Origin of the sequence: Bradyrhizobium sp. ORS 285 (assembly GCF_900176205.1) — a bacterium.
GTDB lineage: Bacteria > Pseudomonadota > Alphaproteobacteria > Rhizobiales > Xanthobacteraceae > Bradyrhizobium.
Window position 1 is genome coordinate 4,774,111 of the sequence record NZ_LT859959.1, and the last position, 21,865, is coordinate 4,795,975.

Annotated in this window: 21 protein-coding genes; 11 read left to right on the top strand and 10 right to left on the bottom strand. The window is 66.0% G+C overall.

The genetic code is table 11. The features are described 5' to 3' along the window. The first annotated feature begins 95 nt into the window (after positions 1-95). Positions 96-557: a hydroxyphenylacetyl-CoA thioesterase PaaI gene (paaI, locus tag BRAD285_RS21520; RefSeq protein WP_006613060.1), complete on the top strand. Its 462-nt coding sequence runs from the start codon at positions 96-98 to the stop codon at positions 555-557. A gap of 20 nt (positions 558-577) precedes the next feature. Next, positions 578-1,900: a phenylacetate--CoA ligase PaaK gene (gene paaK, locus BRAD285_RS21525; protein ID WP_006613061.1), complete on the top strand. Its 1,323-nt coding sequence runs from the start codon at positions 578-580 to the stop codon at positions 1,898-1,900. Between the two features lie 262 nt (positions 1,901-2,162). Here paaK and paaE read toward each other — a convergent pair whose 3' ends face one another. The 8 genes from paaE to BRAD285_RS21565 all read right to left on the bottom strand — a co-directional run bounded on the left by paaE (position 2,163) and on the right by BRAD285_RS21565 (position 8,535). Next, entirely contained in the window at positions 2,163-3,242 is a 1,080-nt protein-coding gene (gene paaE, locus BRAD285_RS21530) for a 1,2-phenylacetyl-CoA epoxidase subunit PaaE (protein ID WP_035647468.1), read from the bottom strand. Between the two features lie 102 nt (positions 3,243-3,344). Then, positions 3,345-3,848 (bottom strand): 1,2-phenylacetyl-CoA epoxidase subunit PaaD, encoded by a 504-nt coding sequence (gene paaD, locus BRAD285_RS21535; RefSeq protein ID WP_006613351.1) that lies wholly within the window; start codon positions 3,846-3,848, stop codon positions 3,345-3,347. Continuing rightward, the gene (gene paaC / locus BRAD285_RS21540; RefSeq protein WP_006613352.1) at positions 3,842-4,618 is read right to left on the bottom strand and encodes a 1,2-phenylacetyl-CoA epoxidase subunit PaaC; all 777 of its coding nucleotides are present in this window, start codon (positions 4,616-4,618) and stop codon (positions 3,842-3,844) included. The genes paaD and paaC overlap by 7 nt, the downstream gene beginning before the upstream one ends. A gap of 141 nt (positions 4,619-4,759) precedes the next feature. Then, on the bottom strand, positions 4,760-5,047 hold the full coding sequence (paaB, locus tag BRAD285_RS21545; protein WP_006613353.1) for a 1,2-phenylacetyl-CoA epoxidase subunit PaaB: 288 nt from the start codon (positions 5,045-5,047) through the stop codon (positions 4,760-4,762). Between the two features lie 15 nt (positions 5,048-5,062). Continuing rightward, entirely contained in the window at positions 5,063-6,052 is a 990-nt protein-coding gene (gene paaA / locus BRAD285_RS21550; protein ID WP_006613354.1) for a 1,2-phenylacetyl-CoA epoxidase subunit PaaA, read from the bottom strand. Positions 6,053-6,130: 78 nt separating this feature from the next. Further along, a complete protein-coding gene (gene paaX / locus BRAD285_RS21555; protein WP_006613355.1) occupies positions 6,131-7,012 on the bottom strand; it encodes a phenylacetic acid degradation operon negative regulatory protein PaaX in 882 nt (293 codons plus the stop codon). Positions 7,013-7,105: 93 nt separating this feature from the next. Beyond that, entirely contained in the window at positions 7,106-7,582 is a 477-nt protein-coding gene (locus BRAD285_RS21560) for a phasin (protein WP_006613356.1), read from the bottom strand. A gap of 155 nt (positions 7,583-7,737) precedes the next feature. After that, positions 7,738-8,535 carry a hypothetical protein gene (locus tag BRAD285_RS21565; protein ID WP_006613357.1) on the bottom strand — a complete coding sequence of 266 codons (798 nt, stop codon included), beginning with the start codon at positions 8,533-8,535 and terminating at the stop codon, positions 7,738-7,740. Between the two features lie 144 nt (positions 8,536-8,679). Here BRAD285_RS21565 and BRAD285_RS21570 point away from each other — a divergent pair, with 144 nt between their 5' ends. Continuing rightward, a complete protein-coding gene (locus tag BRAD285_RS21570) occupies positions 8,680-9,600 on the top strand; it encodes an alpha/beta fold hydrolase (RefSeq protein ID WP_006613358.1) in 921 nt (306 codons plus the stop codon). A gap of 301 nt (positions 9,601-9,901) precedes the next feature. Here BRAD285_RS21570 and BRAD285_RS21575 read toward each other — a convergent pair whose 3' ends face one another. After that, positions 9,902-10,906, bottom strand: a complete 1,005-nt coding sequence (locus BRAD285_RS21575; RefSeq protein ID WP_006613359.1) for an alpha/beta fold hydrolase — start codon at positions 10,904-10,906, stop codon at positions 9,902-9,904. Between the two features lie 135 nt (positions 10,907-11,041). After that, positions 11,042-11,302 carry a DUF6489 family protein gene (locus BRAD285_RS21580; protein WP_006613360.1) on the bottom strand — a complete coding sequence of 87 codons (261 nt, stop codon included), beginning with the start codon at positions 11,300-11,302 and terminating at the stop codon, positions 11,042-11,044. A gap of 514 nt (positions 11,303-11,816) precedes the next feature. Here BRAD285_RS21580 and BRAD285_RS21585 point away from each other — a divergent pair. The 8 genes from BRAD285_RS21585 to BRAD285_RS21620 all read left to right on the top strand — a co-directional run bounded on the left by BRAD285_RS21585 (position 11,817) and on the right by BRAD285_RS21620 (position 21,745). Continuing rightward, the gene (locus tag BRAD285_RS21585; RefSeq protein WP_006613361.1) at positions 11,817-13,412 is read left to right on the top strand and encodes an ABC transporter substrate-binding protein; all 1,596 of its coding nucleotides are present in this window, start codon (positions 11,817-11,819) and stop codon (positions 13,410-13,412) included. 108 nt (positions 13,413-13,520) lie between these two features. Continuing rightward, positions 13,521-14,501, top strand: a complete 981-nt coding sequence (locus BRAD285_RS21590; protein WP_006613362.1) for an ABC transporter permease — start codon at positions 13,521-13,523, stop codon at positions 14,499-14,501. A gap of 2 nt (positions 14,502-14,503) precedes the next feature. After that, positions 14,504-15,472, top strand: coding sequence for an ABC transporter permease (locus tag BRAD285_RS21595; RefSeq protein WP_006613363.1), 969 nt, complete (start codon positions 14,504-14,506; stop codon positions 15,470-15,472). Positions 15,473-15,503: 31 nt separating this feature from the next. Then, positions 15,504-16,487 (top strand): ABC transporter ATP-binding protein, encoded by a 984-nt coding sequence (locus BRAD285_RS21600; RefSeq protein WP_006613364.1) that lies wholly within the window; start codon positions 15,504-15,506, stop codon positions 16,485-16,487. Further along, positions 16,484-17,491, top strand: a complete 1,008-nt coding sequence (locus BRAD285_RS21605; RefSeq protein ID WP_035647471.1) for an ABC transporter ATP-binding protein — start codon at positions 16,484-16,486, stop codon at positions 17,489-17,491. Before BRAD285_RS21600 ends, BRAD285_RS21605 begins: the two co-directional genes overlap by 4 nt. Positions 17,492-17,630: 139 nt before the next feature. After that, positions 17,631-19,433 carry a gamma-glutamyltransferase family protein gene (locus tag BRAD285_RS21610; RefSeq protein WP_006613366.1) on the top strand — a complete coding sequence of 601 codons (1,803 nt, stop codon included), beginning with the start codon at positions 17,631-17,633 and terminating at the stop codon, positions 19,431-19,433. Positions 19,434-19,442: 9 nt separating this feature from the next. Beyond that, complete coding sequence (locus BRAD285_RS21615; RefSeq protein ID WP_006613367.1) at positions 19,443-20,153, top strand: DUF1028 domain-containing protein; 711 nt, start codon at positions 19,443-19,445, stop codon at positions 20,151-20,153. A 119-nt stretch (positions 20,154-20,272) separates the two neighbouring features. After that, positions 20,273-21,745 carry an ABC transporter substrate-binding protein gene (locus BRAD285_RS21620; protein WP_006613368.1) on the top strand — a complete coding sequence of 491 codons (1,473 nt, stop codon included), beginning with the start codon at positions 20,273-20,275 and terminating at the stop codon, positions 21,743-21,745. The last annotated feature ends 120 nt before the right edge of the window (positions 21,746-21,865 follow it).

Consider the following 21,865-nt stretch of genomic DNA (forward strand, 5'->3'; position numbering starts at 1 on the left):
TTGTTCCAACAAGCATCACCGGGAGAGAACGCCGTGGTTTCAGAAGCGCATCCTCATGCGCCGGTCTTGGCTTGCGCACGGCCGGAGGCCGGCCGATGAGCGGAGCGGTGCCCCTCTCTCCCGACGCCCTCGCCCGGGCCTGCGCGGATGCAATGTGGCAGGACGATCGCGCCAGCCAGGGGCTGGGCATGCAGATCGTCGAGATCGGCCCGGGCCGCGCGATTCTGCGGATGACGATCCAGCCGCACATGGTCAACGGCCACGGCATCGCCCATGGCGGCTTCATCTTCACGCTCGCCGATTCCGCGTTTGCGTTCGCCTGCAACTCCCACAACGACCGCACCGTGGCCGCGCAGGGCAGCATCAGCTTCATCCGGCCGGGCAAGCTCGGCGATGTCTTGACCGCCAGCGCCCACGAGGTGTCGCGCAGCGGCCGCTCCGGCATCTACGACGTGCGCGTCGCCGCGGGTGAGACCGTCATTGCCGAATTCCGCGGCCATTCCCGCAGCATCGGCGGCACGCTGGTTTCGACCGGCACGCGAGAGGCCGCAAGCTGATCCGCCGGAGGACCTGACCCATGACCAAGCATCAATCGGCCGGCGGCTACGTTCCCGAGATGGACTTAACCGAACGCGCCTCGCGCGACGAGATCATTGCGCTGCAGACCAAGCGCCTCGCCTGGTCGCTGAAGCACGCCTACGACAACGTCGCCCATTACCGCCGCGCCTTCGACAAGGCGGGCGTGCAGCCGTCGGATTTTCGCGAGCTGGCAGACCTCGCGAAATTCCCGTTCACGGTGAAGACCGACCTGCGCGACAACTACCCGTTCAACATGTTCGCCGTGCCGCGCGAGCAACTGGTGCGCGTGCACGCTTCGTCCGGCACGACCGGCAAGCCGATCGTCGTCGGCTACACCAGAGGCGACATCGCGACCTGGTCGGCGGTCATGGCGCGCTCGATCCGCGCCGCCGGCGGGCGCAGCGGCATGATCATTCACAATGCCTATGGCTACGGCCTGTTCACCGGCGGGCTCGGCGTCCACTACGGCGCCGAGGAGCTCGGCTGCACCGTGGTGCCGATCTCCGGCGGCATGACCGAGCGGCAGGTGCAGCTGATCAACGATTTCCGGCCCGAGATCATCACGGTGACGCCGAGCTACATGCTGGCGATCCTCGACGAGTTCAGGCGCCAGGGACTCGATCCCAGGCAGAGCTCGCTGAAAATCGGCATCTTCGGCGCCGAGCCCTGGACCAACGCGATGCGCGCCGAGATCGAGGATGCGTTCGCGATGGATGCGACCGACATCTACGGCCTGTCCGAGGTGATCGGCCCTGGCGTCGCGCAGGAATGCCTGGAAACCAAGGACGGGCTGCACATCTGGGAGGATCATTTCTACCCGGAGATCGTCGATCCCGACACCGGCCGTGTGCTGCCCGACGGCGAGATGGGCGAACTGGTGTTCACCTCGCTGACCAAGGAAGCCTTTCCCGTCATCCGCTATCGCACCCGCGACCTGACGCGGCTGCTGCCGGGTACGGCGCGGCCGGGCATGCGGCGGATGGAGAAGGTCACCGGCCGCTCCGACGACATGATCATTCTGCGCGGCGTCAACCTGTTCCCCTCGCAGATCGAGGAGATCCTGCTGACCACCGAATGGTGTGGCGGCCATTTCATGCTGGAATTGACGCGCGAAGGCCGCATGGACGAGCTGACCATCTACGCGGAGTCGCGGCCGGAGCATTGGGACGAGAGCGGGCTCGGCGAGCATGCGGAGCGGATCTCGATCCACATCAAGAACACGATTGGAGTGACGGCGAAGGTGAAGGCGGTGCCGCCCGACACGCTGGAGCGCTCGGCGGGCAAGGCGAAGCGGATCAAGGATAGACGGCCGATGGAGTAATGGACCCGCACCTGATGGAGGCACCATACTGCAACGGCGATGCTGCGCTCCCTCTCCCCGTTCTTCACGGGGAGAGGGTTGGGGTGAGGGGCAGCCGCACGGGAAGTGTTCGCGGTAAGACCTGTACCCCCTCACCCGGATTGCATCTTGCGATGCAATCCGACCTCTCCCCGCAAGCGGGGCGAGGTTGCACCGAGCCCGCCGCTAGAGCGAGCGCTCCTCAAGTCATTATCAATAGGCGGCGAGCTCCGAGCTTGCCCTCTCACACATGATCGTAGTCCACCACCACCCGCTCCGTCACCGGCTTCGCCTGGCAGGTCAGCACGAAGCCGGCCTGCAGCTCCCAGGGCTCGAGCGAGTAGTTCAGCTCCATCTCGGCCTTGCCGTCGACCAGCTTGGCGCGGCAGGTGGAGCACATGCCGCCCTTGCAGGCGAACGGCAGATCGACGCCGGCACGCAACGCAGCGTCCAGAATGGCCTCACCCTCGGCGACCGGGACCTCGCGGCGCTTGCCGTCGATGATCAAAGCGGCGATCGCCTTGGGCGGCGCCGAGTCGGGAACGACCATCTTCGGCCGCGGCTTGCCGCCGGCGCCGGAGACGAAGCGCTCGACATGAACGCGGTCATCGGCGATCCCCAGCGCGCGGCAGGCGGACTCAATGTCCTCGCTCATCCCGGTGGGACCGCAAATGAAGACGTGGTCGACGCTCTCCGCCGGCACCAGCGAACGCAAGAGCACGCGCACCTTCTCGCCATCAAGACGGCCGTGCAGGATCGGCAGGTCCTGCTCCTCGCCGGAGATGACGTGGAACACCGAGAAGCGCTGGAGGAAACGGTCCTTCAGCTCCTCGAGCTGCTCGCGGAACAGCATGCCGGCGGTGGTGCGGTTGCCGTAGAACAGGAAGAAGCGGCTGTCCGGCTCGCGCGCGAGCACGGCCTTCACGATCGACAGGATCGGCGTGATGCCCGATCCCGCCGCGAAGCCGACATGGGTGCGCGCGGCTGCCGGATCGAGCGCCACGCCGAAACGGCCGGTCGGCGTCATCACGTCGATCTCGTCGCCGCGCTTCAACTCGTCGGTGACGAAGCTGGAGAACGCGCCGCCATCGACCCGCTTCACCGCGATGCGGATTTCGTTGTCGTCGGGGCCGGAGCAGATCGAATAGGAGCGCCGGACCTCTTCGCCGCCGAGCGTGGTCTTCAGCGTGAGATATTGCCCGGGCGCGAACTGATAGTCCGCGGCCAACTCGTTCGGAATGGCAAAAGTCAGCGACACCGCATCCGGCGCCTCGCGGCGCAAATCACGAACGGCAAGGCGGTGAAAGCGCGGCGTTGTCGACATCGACTCTCTCCCCGCGTCATTGCGAGCGCAGCGAAGCAATCCAGGACTGCGCACCTGACTCTGGATTGCTTCGCTGCGCTCGCAATGACGGATGTGGCGGCATCAGTGGCACTTGAAATAATCGAACGGCTCGCGGCACGCTTTGCAGCGCCACAGCGCCTTGCAGGAGGTCGAGCCGAACTCGGCGAGTTGCTCGGTGTCATCCGAGCCGCATTGCGGGCACGCCACCTCGGCGACGCCGAACAGCGCGCGGCGGCCGCTCGACGGCCGCGGCGGCGCGATGCCGTAGTCGCGCAGCTTGCGGCGCCCCTCTTCGCTCATCCAATCCGTGGTCCAGGCCGGCGACAGCACGGTGCGGACGCTGGCCCCGCGAAAACCGGCGCGCTCCAGCGCGAGCTCGATCTCCAGCGCGATCATGTTCATGGCCGGGCAACCCGAATAGGTCGGCGTGATCGCGACCTCGACGCGGTCGCCGACCACTTCGACCTCGCGCAGCACGCCGAGATCGTCGATCGTCAGCACCGGAATCTCCGGATCGGCCACCGACGCCGCCGCCTCCCAGGCGCGCTGGCGCAGTTCGGCCGGGCTGATGTCGGCGACTACCACGTCACACCGGGGAAGCTGCGCTGCATGTGTTGCAGTTCGCTGAGGAGATGGCCGAGATGCTCGCTGTGGCGGCCGTCGCGGCCGCCCTGCTGCATCCAGTCGTGCTCGGGCAGCACCAGCGTCGCCTCGCGCACGACATGCGAGACGATCGCCAGCCATTCCGGCAGCAGCATCGTCGGATCGATCGCGATTCCGGCGTCGATCAAACCGCGCTCGCTATCGTCGACGCTGAACATCTCGCCGGTGAAAGCCCAGAGTTCATCGACCGCTCCTTGCGCGCGGCGGTGGCTCTCATCGGTGCCATCGCCGAGCCGGATCACCCATTCGCTGGAATGGCGCAGATGATAGGCGAACTCCTTCTCCGACTTGGCCGCGATGGCCGCGAGGGTCGCATCGGTCGAACCCATCATGCCGCGCCAATACAGATCGGCGAACGCTGCGTAGAACAGCTGCCGCACCATCGTCTGCGCGAAGTCGCCATTGGGCCGCTCGACCAGCAGCAGATTGCGGTACTGCCTGACGTCGCGAAGATAAGCGAGCTTGTCCTCGTCATTGTCGCGGCCTTCGACCTTCGCCGCATAGCCATAGAGCTCGCGCGCCTGTCCGATCAGGTCGAGCGCCATGTTCGAGAGCGCCATGTCCTCTTCGAGCATGGGCGCATGGCCGCACCATTCGGACAGGCGATGCCCGAGGATCAGCGCGTCGTCGGCACGGCGCAAGGTGTAGAGCACCAGCGGCGTTTCGGAGACGATGATCGAGGGTGCGGTCATGGTGTGTCTGCCTTAGAGCCACGCATTCGACCTCATCCTGAGGAGCCCGCCGCCGGCGGGCGTCTCGAAGGATGGGCCACAAGCGGTATCGGGCCTCATGGTTCGAGACGGCGCTGCGCGCCTCCTCACCATGACGAGTTACTACATGTGCCCGACTTCCTCGGGCACTTCGTAGAACGTCGGGTGACGATAGATCTTCGTCTCCGCCGGCTCGAACATCATGCCCTTGTCAGCCGGATCGGACGCGGTGATGGCGCTCGACGGCACCACCCAGATCGACAGGCCCTCGCCGCGGCGGGTGTAGAGGTCGCGCGCGGCCTGCAGCGCCATGGTCGCGTCCGGCGCGTGCAGCGAGCCGCAATGCTTGTGCGCAAGCCCGTTGCGGCTGCGGATGAAGACCTCCCACAACGGCGTGTTCGGCGTTGCCATCACGATCTCCCCTGTCTATTCGGCAGCTTGCGCCGTCGGACGCCGCGCGCGCTTCTCGGCATAGGCTGCGGCCGCCTCGCGCACCCAGGCGCCGTCGGCATGCGCCTTGCGGCGCGCCGCCAGCCGATCGCGGTTGCACGGGCCGTTGCCAGCCAGCACCTGCTTGAACTCGTTCCAGTCGATCGGGCCGTGCCGCCAATGGCCCTGGTCGTCCTGCTTCATCTCGGGATCAGGCATCGTCAGCCCGAGGTACTGCGCCTGAGGCACGGTGGCATCGATGAACTTCTGGCGCAGCTCGTCATTCGAGAAGCGCTTGATCTTCCACTTGGTCGAGGTGTCGCTGTGCTGGCTGGCTTGATCAGGGGGGCCGAACATCATCAGCACCGGCCACCACCATCGGTTCAGCGCATCCTGCGCCATCGCCTTCTGCTCCGCCGTGCCACGGCACAGCGTGAGCATGATCTCGTAGCCCTGGCGCTGGTGGAACGACTCTTCCTTGCAGACGCGGATCATCGCGCGCGCATAGGGCCCGTAGGAGCAGCGGCACAGCGGGATCTGATTCATGATCGCGGCGCCGTCGACGAGCCAGCCGATCACGCCGATGTCCGCCCAGGTGAGCGTCGGGTAATTGAAGATCGAGGAGTACTTGGCCTTGCCGGCGAGCATCGCGTCGACCAATTCCTCCCGCGAGGCGCCGAGCGTCTCGGCGGCGGCGTAGAGATAGAGGCCGTGGCCGCATTCGTCCTGGACCTTGGCGAGCAGCGCAGCCTTGCGGCGCAGGCTCGGCGCGCGCGTGATCCAATTGCCCTCGGGCAGCATGCCGACAATTTCGGAATGAGCGTGCTGGGAGATCTGCCGCACCAGCGTTTTGCGATAGGCCGCCGGCATCCAGTCGTTCGGCTCGATGCGCTCCTCGGCATCGATGCGGGCCTGAAAGCGTTGGGCGCGCACGGCGTCCTCGGCGAGGCTGCCCTCCTCGGGCGAATTAAGCGCCTGCGTATACATGCGGCGGCGTCCTCCCAGGACTTGGTTGCCGCCAACATATTACAAAATTCGAGAGATGCAATCGAATTCCGTAATATATCAACGCGCCTCATCCGCGTCGGCGAACCGCCGCATCAGGGCCGCGCCGGCCGCCGGCAACGGCCCGTCCTCGTTGGTGGCGTGCGCATCGAGCCAGCGCTCGGCGCCGGGCAGCAGCAGCCGGTAGATCTCACCGCACAGCGCCCGCGCCTGCCGCCCCGGCCAGTTCCCGGGCAGCAGCTCGGCCGGCAGCAGCGGATCGCGCAGCACGATACGGCGATAGTGGTGGATCAGCAGGATCCGCGCGGTGAAGGCCTGGCCGTCGGTCAGCGCCTCGCCGCGTTCGATGCTGGCCTTGAGCGGCGCGAAGGACGCGCTGAACTTGCGGTAGGCCTCCGCCGCGCGCTCCAGCGCCCAGCTTTCGGCAACCAGCCGCCGCGCCATGTCGGAGCCGGCGGAGGCCTGCAGACGGATCGCTCCCTCCACGGCGTCGGGCACGGCGATGCTCGAGGGCGCGACGAACACGCCGGGCAGCGGGCTGCCGAAGCCGGCGTCGCGCAGCGCAGTGCGCGCCTGCTCGCGATCCTCAGTGCTGCCGATCAGCACCAGCTCGAAGCTGCCGTTCCATTCGGCCGGCGGCGAATCGTAGATGTGCCGGGTGGCGCCAGCGAAGGTCTGCTCGCCGCGCCGGGTCAGGCGATAGAAGCTATTGCGGCCGCTTTTGGTGCGCTCGAACCAGCCCTCCGCGGTCAGCCGCGACATCGCGGTGCGAACGACGCTGCCGTCGATCGCGAGCCCTTCGAAGAAGGCGAGCAGAGTGCCCAGCCAGACGCTGCCGCCGCGCGGCACGATGGCGTCGCCGAACACCGTGATGATCAGCGATCCCGTGCGCGACGGCTCGCTCTTCAACTCGTTGACGATGCGGGACAGCGGCTGCGGCATGGCCACGGCTTTAGCCGGTTTCGTCCGTTCGCAAAAGAAAAGGCCCGCGAGACGCGGGCCTTGAAGATCGATCGACTGACGCGGGAAGCGCGATCAGGCGGTCTTGTTGTAGGCCTTCGCCATGTTCTCCTGGGCAACCTTGGCGCCCTCGGTGACGAGCTTGCCGACATACTCGCTGGTCGACTTGGCGCGGGCGACGAGCGCCTCGCCGCGGGCACGGGCGAGCTCACCCTGGATCGCAACGGCTTCGCTGATCGACTTGGCGGAGGCCAGTCTGTCGAGGCCGTCGAAGAATGCCTCGGTGTCCTGGTACAGCGCCTGCTGGATGTTGCGGCTGATCTTGCCGGCCTCGGTGACGCCGTCGAACACGGCGGTCTCGATCGCCGAGGTCACCTTCTCGGAGCCGGCGAGGGCCTCCGCAGCGCGCTCCTTGGCGGTCGACGCGGTCTTCTTGACGAACTCCCGCGCGGACTCCGGCACTTCCATAGTCTGCAGGTTCTTAAGCGCGTCCGTCATCGGCGCAAAGGCGTCCTTGACGGTTTCGAACACTTTGTTGGTCTCGGTGGTCATGGTCGTCTCCATCCTCGTTTGAGCTATGGCTCTCGCTCCGTCCCTAAGAAAACCGGAGTGACTCAGCTATACCATCAACCATGGTGCGATGCAACATTAATGTTGCAATGCACCATTCCGGGAGGATGTGAAAATGATGTGAAAATAGAGGCCGGTTAGGCGCCCTGCTTCTTGTTGCGCGACTTGCCGTGCCGGGCCGGCTCGGGGGCCTTCGGGGCCTCAGCCGCGGGAGCAGCGTCGGTTGCGACAGCCGCCTCGGCGGCAGCGGGTGCAGCCTCGCCCACCTGCTGCGGTTGCTTTACCAGTACGTCGAGTGCGTCCCGGATCTCGCGTAACTCCGTCTCGATCCCGGCCGTCGCTGCAGGAGCTGGCGCCCGCGCATCCTTCAGAAGCTGGTCGAGCAGCACCTTGATCTCGCTCAACTGCGGCGTGACGTCGATGGGCGGCTTCGCGTCCGGCTGAGGCGCCTTGGAGGCGGCCACAAGCTTACTTAGCAAGGCCTTGATCTCATTGAGCTCAGGGGTGACGTCCACCGGAGCCTGCACGACCGGCGGCGGGACCTTGGATGCCGCGACAAGCACATCGAGCAAGCCTTTGATCTCGTTCAGCTGAGGACCCAGGTCTCGAACTGGCTTCTCCGCAGGCGGCGGTGCCTTGGTTGCGGCCAGCAGCTCCTTCAGCAGCGCCCGCGTCTCCGCCAGTTCGCTCTCGATCGAGGTCAGCCGCTCGCTCAGCGCGGTGAGCTGGCCGCGGCTCGGCACGTTCATGCCGGCGAAGTAGTTTTCCATGAGATCAGCCATGGGCTTCTGTCCGTTTCCAGAAGTTGCGGGATCATTGGAGGCGCTGGTCGCTGCGCCCATCGGGCGCAGCCGCGTGAAGGCCGTGAAGCTCTTCTGCATCTCACCGACCATCTGCTGCCAGAACGCGATCGGGTCGCCGGATTTGTTCGTCATCGGCACGCTCCTTCAGGCTACGCGAAGACTCAAAGCACAACCTCTCATAGCACGGTTACGTTGCAATGCGGGAGACGCGGTCTGCTTCTCTCCATCGGCGGAACCGTGGCATAGAAGACCCGTTGGCCTTGAAAGAGGATTCCCGTGACAGCCACCGCTCATCAGCCGCCGCAGATCGCGCGCGCCAACGGTATCGACATCTGCTACGAGACGTTCGGCGATCCCACGGCGCCCCCGCTCCTGCTGATCATGGGCTTGGGCGGCCAGATGATCATCTGGTACGACGAGTTCTGCGAGCAGCTCGCAAGCCGCGGCTTCCACGTCATCCGCTTCGACAACCGCGACGTCGGCCAATCCAGCAAGCTGCATGGCGGACGCCGGCTGACGCCGTTCGAGCTACTCAAGCTGCGCTTCTTCAACATTCCGGTCGCAGCGCCCTACAAGCTGCTCGACATGGCCAAGGACACGGTCGGGCTGATGGACGCGCTCGACATCAAGTCGGCGCATCTGGTCGGCGCGTCCATGGGCGGCATGATCGCCCAGGAGATCGCGATCAGCTTCCCGCACCGGATGCGCTCGCTGACCTCGATCATGTCGACCACCGGCAACCCGCGCCTGCCGCCGCCGACCCGCGAGGTCGCGATGATGCTGATGGCGCCGCCGCCCAAGACCAAGGACGAGTACATCAGGCGCTTCCTGAGGACATGGAAGGTGCTGCGTGCCGGCTCGTTCCCCGAGGATGAGGCCCGCGACGTGGCGCTGGCCGAGCGCTGTTTCGCTCGCGGCACCAGCCCCGCCGGTGTCGGCCGCCAGCTGCGCGCCATTCTCGCCTCCGGCAGCCGCAAGCCGCGGCTGCACGCGGTCACGGCACCCACGCTGGTGATCCACGGCAAGGTCGACCCGCTGGTGCATCACACCGCGGGCAAGGACACCGCGGAGTCGATTCCCAACGCCAGGCTGCTGATGCTCGACCAGATGGGACATGCGATCCCGACACCGACCTGGCCTGTGATTATCGACGCGATCGCCGAGCACGCGCATAGCGCGAATGCGGAGGCGGCGTAGCATCAGCGCGAAGGGTCTTGGGGCTGCGCGAAGGGTCTGGGGCAAGCTGCCCGCCAACCGCTCAGCTGTCGTCCCGGCGAAAGCCGGGACCCATAACCACCGGCCGTCGTGGTTGCGACGCGCTGTGGCTCCAGTCCGCTTCAGCCATCAGGGACGGTGGCTATGGATCCCGGATCGGCGCCCGCCGACGCATTGCGTCGGCAGGCTTGTCCGGGATGACACCGGTTGTGGAGAAGCCGCTGTTGCCTCTCACGCGACGCGACTCAAGCGAACTAGCCGTTCTCAGCCGAACTGCCCCGCCCTACCCGAACCTCCGCCGCCGCCATTCGATCAGCTTCGCGCTGACCTCCACCGGCTGCTCCTGCTGGGTCCAATGGCCGCTGTCGCGGACGAGGTGCTTCTCCAGGTCCGGCACCAGCTTCTCCATCCCGTCGGCCGCGGACGGCGGCAGCACGGCGTCGTTCTCGGCCATGATCATCAGCGAGGGCACGCGCACGGTGTGGTCGAGCCCTTCCGAGCGCTGCCAGTTGCGGGTCATGTTGCGATACCAATTGATGCCGCCGGTGAAGCCGGTGCGCGAGAACGTCTCGACGAACACCCGCTTTTCCGCCTCCGACAGGATCGGCTGTCGCGCATCCTTGGCCGCGTCATAAGCCGCGATCATCTGCGGGAACGCGAGGTTCAGCGACGGCGACGCCGCGATGCCGCCGGCCGGCGGCTCGGTCGACGGCGGGTCGTTGCGCGGCAGCGGCTTGCGCATGAAGGCGTCGAAGGTCTGCTCGACGCGGCTGGCGAAGATGCGGTCGGGCTCGCGCGCGGGATCCTGAAACTGCACGATGTACATCAGGTCGCCGAAGCGCTTGCGCATGATCGCGATCGGATCGGCCGGCGCGCGCGGCAGATGCGGCGTGTTGATGCCGACCACACCGGCGACGCGGTCGGGGTATCGCAGCGGCATCTGCCAGACGACGAAGCCGCCCCAGTCGTGGCCGACGAAGATCGCCTTGTCGATGCTGAGATGATCGAGCAGGCCGACGAGATCCGCGGTGAGATGTTCGAGATCGTAGGCCTCGACCGGCTCCGGCCGGTCGGTTGCGCCATAGCCGCGCTGGTCGGGCGCGATGACGCGGATACCGACCTCCGCAAGCGCCCTGATCTGGTGGCGCCAGGAGAAGGCGATCTCGGGCCAGCCGTGGCAGAGGATGATCGGCGGCTTGTCCGTCGCGGGGCCCGCCTCGTAGAAGCCCATCCGTATGCCGTTCGTCAGCGCGAACTGCAGCGGCGGCATTCCGGCCGGATCGCTCATGCATCCTCCCTGAATTTGGTCAGCCGGCCTTGTTGGCCGGTCTTTGACGACGGCAGGGAGCCCGCTCCATGCCTGCATGTTACGCGCGCAAAGCCTGACGAGTTCCGCGCCGATGTCGCCGAGAGCTTCGGGCGCTCAGGCCGACTTCTTGTCGCTCGACCGGCTGCCGCCGAGCCCCGTCATGGTCAGCATCAGGTCCTGAAACCGCTCGGCCAAGCGCGGATCGAAGGTGAACCAGCTCTGCATGATCGCCTCGGGCGTCAGCTTGTCGATATTGCTGGTCATCTGGTGCTGCAGCCGGTCCATCACCGCCGACTGCATCGGACCGACGTCGGGAAGTCCGAAAAACTGCCGCGCCTCGAGCGGGGTGCAATCGATCTCGATATTGACTTTCATATCCGCTCCGCTCGGTTCAAACCACGCCCCACACCGTCTTCCCTGGCGGGTCCGGTGACCGGACTCGCCGGGAAGGCGTACAGTATCACCGCGCCGGCCCCCCTCTAGCAAGCGGCGCGTTGCTGCAGGTGCGCAATTCCCGGGACATGGTCAACCCCGGCCGCGCCAGCACCGGCCCCTCGCGTGCGCTGCACAGCAGCGCCATAACCATATCGTTGAGGCTTCAACAAACTGGCTTGTGTGCCGCCGCTGAACTCTGGCAACATCTTGCGCATCGATGTGCCGCCAGTCGTACGGCGCAGCGCCAGCCGACAGTCTCCGGATCGTTCCGGCTCGGCATCAGACTTGTCGGCATCAGACTTGCAAGCATATCGCCGGCGTCTTGTTGCTTCTTGAAGTTCGTGCAAGAGGCGCTGCTGAGATCACGAACTTCGAGACAGACTCCAAGCCAAGGCAGGCCGGATCAATCGCGCCTGCCGCGAAAACAAGCGTCAAACGCGGAGAATTTGAACATATGTCGGGACGCAAATCCCTGCTGATCGCGGCAGCGGTCGCATTCGTCGGCTTCGCCATGCCGGCCTCGGCGCAGACCCTGCGCTACGCCAACCAGGGTACCCTGAAGTCGCTCGATCCTTATACCTTCAAGGAATCGACCACGATTGCGCATCACGCCCATGTCTATGAGGGTCTCACCGCGCGCGACAAGGATCTCAAGATCATCCCGGGCCTGGCGGAAAGCTGGGAAACACCCGAGCCGACCCGCTGGCGCTTTCATCTGCGCAAGGGCGTCAAGTTCCACAATGGTGAACCCTTCACCGCCGACGACGTGATCTTCTCCGCCGACCGCGTCCGCGCCACCGGCTCGAACTTCTTGTCGAACGTTCCGCCCGACGCAAAATTCATCAAGGTCGACGACTACACCGTCGACGTGAAGCTCGATGCGCCCAATCCCATCCTGATCTCGCAGTGGGATACGTGGTTCATCATGAGCAAGAAGTGGTGCGAGGAGAACAACTCGGTCGCGCCGACGCCGGTCTCGGCAACCACGCCGAGCTTCGCCTCGCTGCACGAGAACGGCACCGGACCCTTCATCATCGAGAGCCATCAGCCGGGCGTGAAGACCGTCTTCAAGGTCAATCCGAACTGGTGGGGCAAGCCCGAGCATAACCTCAAGGAGATCGTGTTCACGACCATCTCCTCGGATGCCACGCGCGTCGCGGCGCTGTTGTCCGGCGAGGTCGACATCATCGAGCCGGTTCCGGTGCAGGACATCGGCCGCGTCGATTCCAGCCCGAACGCGCAGGTGCTCAAGGGACCGGAGTTGCGCACGATCTTCCTCGGCATGGACGAGACGCGCGACGAGCTGCTCTACTCCAACATCAAGGGCAAGAACCCGTTCAAGGACATCCGCGTCCGCGAGGCCTTCTACAAGGCCATCGACGTCGAGCTGATCAAGACGCGCGTCATGCGCGGCCTGTCGACGCCGTCGGCGCTGATGGTCGCCCCGCAGCTCTATGCGCTGTCGAAGGATTTCACCCGTCCGAAATATGATCCGGACGCGGCCAAGAAGCTGCTGACCGAGGCCGGCTATCCCGACGGCTTCGAGGTCGGCATGGACTGCCCGAACGACCGCTACGTCAACGACGCCGCGATCTGCCAGGCCGTGGTCGGCATGCTCGCCCGCATCGGCGTCAAGGTGAACCTGAACGCGCAGCCCAAGGCGCAGTATTTCGCCAAGGTGCTGAAGCCGGGCGGCTACAACACATCGTTCTTCCTGCTCGGCTGGACGCCGTCGTCGATGGACTCCCACAACGTGATGCACGACATCATGGGCTGCCGTGACGACGCCAAGGATCCGACCCGCGGTGAGGCCAATCTCGGCAACTACTGCAACAAGGAGTTCGACGCGCTGACCGACAAGGTCCTGGTCGAAGCCGACCCGGCCAAGCGCGATCAGCTGATCAAGCAGGCGTTCGAGATCGGCATCAAGGACTACGGCTACATCCCGCTGCATCAGCAGGCTGTGGCCTGGGGCGTGTCGAAGAAGGTCAAGATCCCGCTGCGCGCCGACAACGCCGTGCTGATGTTCTGGGCCAACAAGACCGAGTAGTTCGTCTGACGACCACGAGTCCCGGAAAGCAGAACCTGCTTTTCGGGACTTTTCATTTTCCGTGGCAGGTGCTACCCGCCGCGCGATCGAGAGGACTGAAAGGACCAGATGCTCGCCTTCACGCTTCGCCGAGCAATTCAGGCCATCGGCGTCATGATCGCCGTCGGGATCATCGCGTTCGCGATGTTCCGCTTCGCCGGCGACCCGGTCAGCCAGCTCGTGGCGATCGACGCATCGTCGGCGGAACGCGCCCAGATCCGCCAGTCCCTCGGACTCGACGATCCCTTCATCGTGCAGTTCGGGCGCTATCTGTTCGATGCCGCGCAGTTCAAGTTCGGTGTCTCCTACCAGTTCCGGCAGCCCGTCTCCGATCTCCTCAAGGAGCGCATGCCGGCGACCCTGGAGCTCGCGGTCTGCGCCACGATCCTCGCGCTGTTCTTCGGCATCATCATGGGCGTGTTCTCGGCGCTGCGCCGCGAGTCCCTGATGGCGAAGCTGTTCCAGATGGTGTCGCTGATCGGCATCTCCTTGCCGACGTTCCTGATCGGCATCCTCCTGATCTATCTGTTCTCGGTGACGCTCGGCTGGCTGCCCTCCTTCGGCCGCGGCGACGTCGTGAAGCTCGGCTGGTGGTCGACCGGCCTGCTCACGCTCTCCGGCTGGAAGGCGCTGATCATGCCCTCGATCACGCTCGGCCTGTTCCAGATGACGCTGATCATGCGGCTGGTCCGCGCCGAGATGCTCGAGGTGCTGCGCACCGACTACATCCGCTTCGCCCGCGCCCGCGGGCTGACCACGCGCGCCATCCATTTCGGCCATGCGCTGCGCAACACGCTGGTTCCGGTCATCACGGTGGTCGGCCTGCAGTTCGGCTCGGTCATCGCCTTCTCGATCATCACCGAGCAAGTGTTCCAATGGCCGGGCATGGGCCTGTTGTTCGTGCAGGCGGTGCAGAACGTCGACATCCCGATCATGGCGGCCTACCTGATGATGGTGTCGCTGATCTTCGTCACCATCAATCTCGTGGTTGATATCCTCTACACCGTGGTCGATCCGCGCCTGCGCGCGACCATCAGCCGTCCGGCCTGATCATGAGCGACGCAGCCCTGCCCCATCCCACGCCCGCCGAGGCCCCGCGCGCAGCCGCCGATGGCTGGCTGAAGCGCGCGCTGGCGAGCGACCTGTTCTACTCGTTCCGCCGCTCCAAGCTGACGGTGGCCGCCGCCATCGTTACGCTGCTGTTCTTCCTGCTCGCAATCTTCGCGCCGCTGCTGTCGCCGCAGAACCCGTTCGATCCGGCGCAGCTGCAGCTCCTCAATTCCCGCATCGCGCCGCTGTGGACCGCGGACGGTCAGAGCCCGTTCCTGCTCGGCACCGACGAGCAGGGCCGCGACGTGCTGTCCGCGATTCTCTATGGCCTGCGGATCTCGCTGCTGGTCGGCATTCTCGGCGTCGTCTTTTCTGGCGTGCTCGGCATCGGCCTCGGCCTCGTCGCCGGCTATTTCGGCGGCCGCGTCGACACCGTGATCATGCGCATCGCCGACGTGCAGCTCACCTTCCCGCCGATCCTGATCGCGCTGCTGGTCAACGGCATCGCCAAATCCGTCTCCGGCAATCATCTGGACTGGCTGAGCATGCTGGGCGTGCTGGTGCTGGCCATCGGCCTGTCGTTCTGGGTGCAATATGCGCGCACGGTGCGCAGCTCGGTGCTGGTCGAGAAGAACAAGGACTATGTCGCCGCCGCCCAGCTGATCGGCCTGCCCGCGCCCGTCATCATGCTGCGCCACGTGCTGCCCAACACGACGGGTCCGGTGCTGGTCATCGCGACGATCAATCTTGCGCTCGCGATCATCACCGAGGCGACGCTGTCGTTTCTCGGCTCCGGTATGCCGGAGACGATGCCATCGCTCGGAACCCTGATCCGCATCGGCAACAACTATCTGTTCGCCGGCGAATGGTGGATCGTCGCCTTCCCCGGCATCGCGCTGGCCGGCCTGATCCTCGCGATCAACCTGCTTGGCGACTGGCTGCGCGACGCGCTGAATCCGAAACTGCGATGACCCCGTTCATGCGTTGCGAAGGCTTGACCTCATGACCGCCCCCGTTCTGTCCGTGCGCAATCTGCAGGTCGAGTTCGAGACACGGCGCGGCACCCTGCGCGCGATCGACGGCGTCTCCTACGACATCGCCAAGGGCGAGGTGCTCGGCGTGGTCGGCGAATCCGGCGCCGGCAAGTCCGTCACCGGCCTCGCCGTGATCGGCCTGATCGACCGCCCCGGCCGCATCTCCGGCGGCGAGATCCTGCTGTCGGGCCTGCGGATCGATAACTTGCCGCCGGAAGAGATGCGCAAGGTGCGCGGCAAGCGCATCGGCATGATCTTCCAGGATCCGCTGACCTCGCTCAATCCGCTGTACCGCGTCGGCGACCAGATCGTCGAGACCATCAAGACCCACACCAATCTCACCGACCAGCAGGCGCGCAAGCGCGCCATCGATCTGCTCGCCGAGGTCGGCATTCCCGCCCCCGAGAAGCGCATCGACGGCTATCCGCACGAATTCTCCGGCGGCATGCGCCAGCGCGTCGTGATCGCGCTCGCGCTGTGCGCCGAGCCGGAGCTGATCATTGCCGACGAACCGACCACCGCGCTCGACGTCTCCGTGCAGGCGCAGATCATCTCGCTGATCAAGCGGCTCGGCCGCGACCACGGCACCGCCGTGATGCTGGTGACCCACGACATGGGCGTGATCGCCGAGACCTGCGACCGCGTGGCCGTGATGTATGCCGGCCGCGTCGCCGAGATCGGCCCGGTGCAGGAGGTCATCAAGAACCCGCTGCATCCCTACGCCAAGGGCCTGATGGGCGCGATCCCAACCTTGGCGGGCGAGGACAAGCGGCTGGTGCAGATCCCCGGCTCGATGCCGCGGCTGTCGGTGATTCCGCCGGGCTGCTCGTTCAATCCGCGTTGCAGCTTCGCTTTCGACCGCTGCCGCATCGACCGGCCGGAGCCGCTGCGCCAGGGCACGCAGGCGGTCGCCTGCCATCTGTATGATCGCGCGACGGAGACCGCGGCATGAGCGATTTCGTCGAGGTTAAAAATCTGCGCCGGGTGTTCGACGTCTCGAAACCCTGGCTGAACCGTGTCATCGAGCGCCAGCCGCAAGAATTCCTGAAGGCGGTCGACGGCGTCAGCTTCGGCATCAAAAAGGGCGAGACGTTTGCGCTCGTCGGCGAGTCCGGCTCCGGCAAGACGACGGTCGCGCGCATGGTGGTCGGGCTGCTGGCGCCGACCTCCGGCGAGGTCATCATCGACGGCGTGTCGATGAGCGAGGCGCGTCAGGCGCAGGTGCGGCGCAAGCTGCGCCGGCGCATCCAGATGGTGTTCCAGGATCCGTACGCCAGCCTCAACCCCCGCTTCCGCGTCGAGTCCATCATCGCCGAGCCGATCCGCGCCTTCAACCTCATCGAGGGCGAGCGCCAGATCAAGGCTCGCGTCGGCGAGCTCCTGACCCTGGTCGGCCTGCACCCGGACGACGGCCAGAAGTTTCCGCACGAATTCTCCGGCGGCCAGCGCCAGCGCATCGCCATCGCGCGCGCGCTCGCCTCCGAGGCCGAGTTCATCGTCTGCGACGAGCCGACCTCGGCGCTCGACGTCTCCGTGCAGGCGCAGATCCTCAATTTGATGCGCGACCTGCAGGACAAGTTCGGCCTGACCTATCTGTTCATCAGCCACAACCTCGCGGTCGTGCGCCACATGGCGAGCCGAATCGGCGTGATGTATCTGGGCCGCATCGTCGAGATCGCGGAGGGACGCGCGCTCTTCAACGATCCCCGCATGCCCTACACCAAGATGCTGCTCGGCGCGGTGCCGGACCTCTCGATGTCCGGCCGCCAGCGCATTCCGGTGAAGGGCGAGATCCCCAACCCGATCAATCCGCCGTCGGGCTGCACGTTCAACCCGCGTTGTCCCCTGGCGTTCGATCTTTGCCGGCAGAAGTCCCCGGAGCTGATCGGCGGCGTCGCTTGCCATGCAGTGAACCAGCCGGCCACGACGGCCGTTCCAACTGCATCGGTTGCGTGAAGCCACACGACGGAATTCAAATGGGTCGTCATTGCGAGGAGCGAAGCGACGAAGCAATCCAGGGGCGTCATGCACGGCCCTGGATTGCTTCGCTTCGCTCGCAATGACGGCGAGTACTTAGGATAGGTCAACGCCGCCCATGAGCTTCATCAACCCCGATCCCTTCACGACCCGCCCCGAGATCGACGGCACCTTCGGCGTCGTCACCTCGACCCACTGGCTCGCGACCGCCGTCGGCATGGCGATGCTGGAGCGCGGCGGCAACGCCTTCGATGCCGGCGTCGCGGCGGCGTTCACCTTGCAGGTTGTCGAGCCGCATCTCAACGGCCCCGGCGGCGACGTGCCGATCATCCTGCACGACGTGAAGCGCGGGCGCACCGAGGTGATCTGCGGCCAGGGCCCCGCGCCATCAGGCGCCACCATCGCGCACTACAAGCGCGAAGGCCTGGACATGGTGCCCGGTACCGGCCTGCTCGCGGCCTGCGTTCCCGGCACCTTCGAGTCCTGGATGCTGCTGTTGCGCGACTACGGCACGATGCGGCTGCGCGACGTGCTGGAGCCGGCGATCTCCTACGCGCGCGACGGCTATCCTCTGGTCGAGCGCGTCTCGGCCACGATCCAGACCGTCGAGCAGCTGTTCAAGACGCATTGGCCGACCTCGGCCGCGCTGTACCTGCCGAACGGCGAGGTGCCGCGCCCCGGCACGCTGTTCACCAATCCGCAGCTTGCCGAGACCTACGCGCGCATCCTCAGCGAAGGCGAGAGCGCCGGGGAGAATCGCGACGCGCAGATCGAGCGCGCGCGCAAGGCGTGGTCGCAAGGCTTCGTTGCCGAAGCAATCGACCGCTTCTGCCGGACGCAGGACGTGATGGACGTCTCGGGCACGCGCCACAAGGGCGTGCTGACCGCCGACGACATGGCGCGCTGGCAGCCGACCATCGAAGCTCCTCTGACTTACGAGTACGGCCGCTACACCGTGTGCAAGGCCGGGGTCTGGAGCCAGGGCCCGGTGCTCTTGCAGCAGCTCGCGCTGCTCAAGGGTTTTGCGCTCGACGGCCTAGATCCGACGGGGCCGGATTTCATCCATTGGCAGATCGAAGCCGCCAAGCTCGCCTTCGCCGATCGCGAGGCGTTCTACGGCGATCCGAACTTTGCCGACATTCCGATCCAGACTTTGCTGTCCGATGCCTACAACGACGAGCGGCGCAAGCTGATCACCGACAAGGCTTCGCTGGAGCTTCGGCCGGGCAAGCTCGACGGCTATGGCGCCGAGGTGAAGCTGCGCGAGGCCGCAGGCAACCGCGAGGCGGTCGGCGCGATGGGCTCGGGCGAGCCGACCGTCGGTCGCTTCGGCGAGGTGCGCGGCGACACCGTGCATTTCGACATCATCGACCGTGACGGCAACATGATCTCGGCGACGCCCTCCGGCGGCTGGCTGCAATCCTCACCCGTCATTCCCAAGCTCGGCTTCTGCCTCGGCACGCGCGCGCAGATGTTCTGGCTCGAGGAGAACCATCCGGCCGCGCTGGTGCCGGGCAAGCGGCCGCGCACCACGCTGTCGCCGACCATGGCGCTGCGCGACGGCGAGCCCTACGTCGCCTGGGGCTCGCCCGGCGGCGACCAGCAGGATCAGTGGAACACGCAGTTCTTCCTGCGCCACGTCCATGCCGGCATGAACCTGCAGGAGTCCATCGACGCGCCGGCGTGGCACTCCGAGCACTTCCCGATCTCGTTCTGGCCGCGCACCGCACGCCCCGGCGTGCTCGTGGTCGAGAACCGCGTGCCGAAGGCCACCATCGAGGAGCTGCGCCGCCGCGGTCATGTCGTCGAGGTCGGCCCAGACTGGTCGGAGGGCCGCCTGACGGCCGCCTCGCGCGTCGGCCGCCGCCGTCGGGCCGCGGCCAATCCGCGGGGCATGCAGGGCTACGCCGCGGGACGCTGAGAGGCGACGATGACCTGGTCGATCATTGCCAAGGACGATTCAACCGGCCGGATCGGCATCGCCGTTTCCACGCGCTTCTTCGCCGTCGGCGCGCGCGTGCCGTTCATCGTTGCCGGTCGCGGCGGCATCGCCACGCAGGCGCTGGTCAACCCCTACTACGGCATCGACGGCGCGACGCTGCTGCGCGACGGCCGGCATCCGCGCGACATCGTGCAGCTGCTGACAGCAGCCGATCCCGGCCGCGAAAGCCGGCAGATCCACATGCTCGATCTCAACGGCCAGATCGCGGCGCATACCGGCCGCGACTGCATCGACTGGTGCGGCCATCTCGAAGGCCAGGGCTTTTCGATTGCCGGCAACATGCTGGCCGGCCCGCAGGTGCTGAACGAAACCGCGAACGCGTATCTCGCCCACAGCGCCCTGCCCTTCGCGCAGCGCCTGATCGCGGCGATGAAGGCTGGCGAGGCCGCCGGCGGCGACAAGCGCGGCAGGCAGTCGGCCGCACTGCTCGTGCACGGCAAGGACGAATGGTCCGAGCTCGATTTGCGCGTCGACGATCATCCCGATCCGCTCGCCGAACTCGAGCGGCTGGAGAGCGTGAGCCGCAAGCATTGGGCGGTGTTCCGGCAGTTCATGCCGACCCGCGAGAACCCGGCTGGCGTGACCGATCGCGCCACCATCGATGCCGGCATCGCCGCGGCGCTCGCGAACCCGACATGAGCCCCGGAAGGACTGCATCTGGCTGGGGTTGGTATGATTAGTGCAACAGCGCAGGCTGCATTCGTAGGGGACATCCGATGATCAGGAATTGGTGCTTGGCCGCTGCGGCGGCCACTGTGATGGTGACGTGCAGCCCGGCTGCGCAGGCACAGACCACGTTGCGCATCGGACTGGCCGAGGATGCCGACATTCTCGATCCCACCATGGCGCGGACCTATGTCGGCCGCATCGTGTTCGCCGCCGTCTGCGACAAGTTGTTCGATATCGACGAGAAGCTGAACATCGTGCCGCAGCTCGCGCTGTCGCACGAGACCTCCGCCGACGGCAAGGAGGTCATTATCAAGCTGCGGCCCGGCGTGAAATTCCAGGACGGCGAGCCGTTCGATGCCGAGGCAGCGAAGTTCTCGCTCGACCGCCATCTCTCGACACCAGGCTCGTTCCGCAAGCCCGAGATCGCCTCGCTCGACCATGTCGATGTCGTCGATCCCCTCACGATCAAGCTGGTGCTGAAGACGCCGTTCTCGCCGCTGCTCGCCCAGCTCACCGACCGCGCCGGCATGATGGTGTCGCCGAAGGCCGCTAAGGAGGCCGGCGACAAGTTCGGCCTGCGCCCGGTCTGCGCCGGTCCCTACAAATTCGTCGAGCGCGTCCAGCAGGACCGCATCGTGTTCGAGAAGTTCGCCGACTACTGGAACAAGGACAACGTCTTCATCGACAAGATCGTCTATCAGCCGATCGTCGACTCCACCGTGCGGCTGGCGAACCTCAAATCCGGCAGCCTCGACATCATCGAGCGGCTGCTAGCGACCGATATCAAGGACGTCACCAGCGACAAGCGCCTGAAGCTGTCGACCGGGACCAGCCTCGGCTATCGCGGTCTCACGCTCAACATCGGCAAGGACAAGGCCAAGGGCCCGCTGAGCCAGTCCGCCAAGGTGCGCCAGGCGCTCGACCTGTCGATCGACCGTGAGGCGCTCAACCAGGTGGTGTTCAACGGCGAGTTCAAGCCGGGCAATCAGTTCGTCAATCCCGAGAATCCCTACTACCAGACCGCCTTCCCGGTGCGCGGCCGCGACCTCGAGAAGGCCAAGGCGCTGCTGAAGGAGGCCGGCGTGACGCCGCCGTTGACGGTCGACTTCATGGTGTCGAAGGACAGCGAGAGCGAGGCCGCAGCGCAGGTACTGCAGGCGATGGCCGCCGAGGCCGGTTTCGACCTCAAGATCCGCGTGACCGAGTTCGCCACGGCGCTGAAGCAGGCCGAGGCCGGCGAGTATCAGGCCTTCTCGCTGGAATGGAGCGGCCGCAGCGATCCCGACGGCAACACCTACAACCACCTGCATTCGGGTGCCGCGCTCAACTACAGCGCCTGGAGCAACGCCGCCGCCGACAAGGCGCTGGAAGACGCCCGCCTCGTCACCGACCCGGCCAAGCGCAAGGCGATCTACGAAACGCTGGTGCGCGAGCAGCAGGCCGACGAGCCGATCCTCTACCTCTACCATCGCAAGTTCCTGTTCGCGCAGACCACGAAGCTCCAGGGCTTCAAGCCGATGCCGGACGGTCTGCTGCGCGTGGTGGGGCTGAAGCTGAAGTGAGCGATGACGTGGCCCCTGCTTATTGGGAGGCGACACTGACGCCCCGCGCCCGCTGCGCTCCCTCCCCCCTTGTGGGGGAAGGAACGCTGGGGGTTGCTCATCGTGAGCATGCTCCTCGGC

Bases quoted from the DNA above. Each gene is read 5' to 3' on its own strand.
- paaI (WP_006613060.1), top strand. From the start codon at position 96: ATGAGCGGAGCGGTGCCCCTCTCTCCCGACGCCCTCGCCCGGGCCTGC.
- paaK (WP_006613061.1), top strand. From the start codon at position 578: ATGACCAAGCATCAATCGGCCGGCGGCTACGTTCCCGAGATGGACTTA.
- paaE (WP_035647468.1), bottom strand. From the start codon at position 3,242: ATGTCGACAACGCCGCGCTTTCACCGCCTTGCCGTTCGTGATTTGCGC.
- paaC (WP_006613352.1), bottom strand. From the start codon at position 4,618: ATGACCGCACCCTCGATCATCGTCTCCGAAACGCCGCTGGTGCTCTAC.
- paaB (WP_006613353.1), bottom strand. From the start codon at position 5,047: ATGGCAACGCCGAACACGCCGTTGTGGGAGGTCTTCATCCGCAGCCGC.
- paaA (WP_006613354.1), bottom strand. From the start codon at position 6,052: ATGTATACGCAGGCGCTTAATTCGCCCGAGGAGGGCAGCCTCGCCGAG.
- paaX (WP_006613355.1), bottom strand. From the start codon at position 7,012: ATGCCGCAGCCGCTGTCCCGCATCGTCAACGAGTTGAAGAGCGAGCCG.
- BRAD285_RS21560 (WP_006613356.1), bottom strand. From the start codon at position 7,582: ATGACCACCGAGACCAACAAAGTGTTCGAAACCGTCAAGGACGCCTTT.
- BRAD285_RS21565 (WP_006613357.1), bottom strand. From the start codon at position 8,535: ATGACGAACAAATCCGGCGACCCGATCGCGTTCTGGCAGCAGATGGTC.
- BRAD285_RS21575 (WP_006613359.1), bottom strand. From the start codon at position 10,906: ATGAGCGATCCGGCCGGAATGCCGCCGCTGCAGTTCGCGCTGACGAAC.
- BRAD285_RS21580 (WP_006613360.1), bottom strand. From the start codon at position 11,302: ATGAAAGTCAATATCGAGATCGATTGCACCCCGCTCGAGGCGCGGCAG.
- BRAD285_RS21585 (WP_006613361.1), top strand. From the start codon at position 11,817: ATGTCGGGACGCAAATCCCTGCTGATCGCGGCAGCGGTCGCATTCGTC.
- BRAD285_RS21590 (WP_006613362.1), top strand. From the start codon at position 13,521: ATGCTCGCCTTCACGCTTCGCCGAGCAATTCAGGCCATCGGCGTCATG.
- BRAD285_RS21595 (WP_006613363.1), top strand. From the start codon at position 14,504: ATGAGCGACGCAGCCCTGCCCCATCCCACGCCCGCCGAGGCCCCGCGC.
- BRAD285_RS21600 (WP_006613364.1), top strand. From the start codon at position 15,504: ATGACCGCCCCCGTTCTGTCCGTGCGCAATCTGCAGGTCGAGTTCGAG.
- BRAD285_RS21605 (WP_035647471.1), top strand. From the start codon at position 16,484: ATGAGCGATTTCGTCGAGGTTAAAAATCTGCGCCGGGTGTTCGACGTC.
- BRAD285_RS21610 (WP_006613366.1), top strand. From the start codon at position 17,631: ATGAGCTTCATCAACCCCGATCCCTTCACGACCCGCCCCGAGATCGAC.
- BRAD285_RS21615 (WP_006613367.1), top strand. From the start codon at position 19,443: ATGACCTGGTCGATCATTGCCAAGGACGATTCAACCGGCCGGATCGGC.
- BRAD285_RS21620 (WP_006613368.1), top strand. From the start codon at position 20,273: ATGGTGACGTGCAGCCCGGCTGCGCAGGCACAGACCACGTTGCGCATC.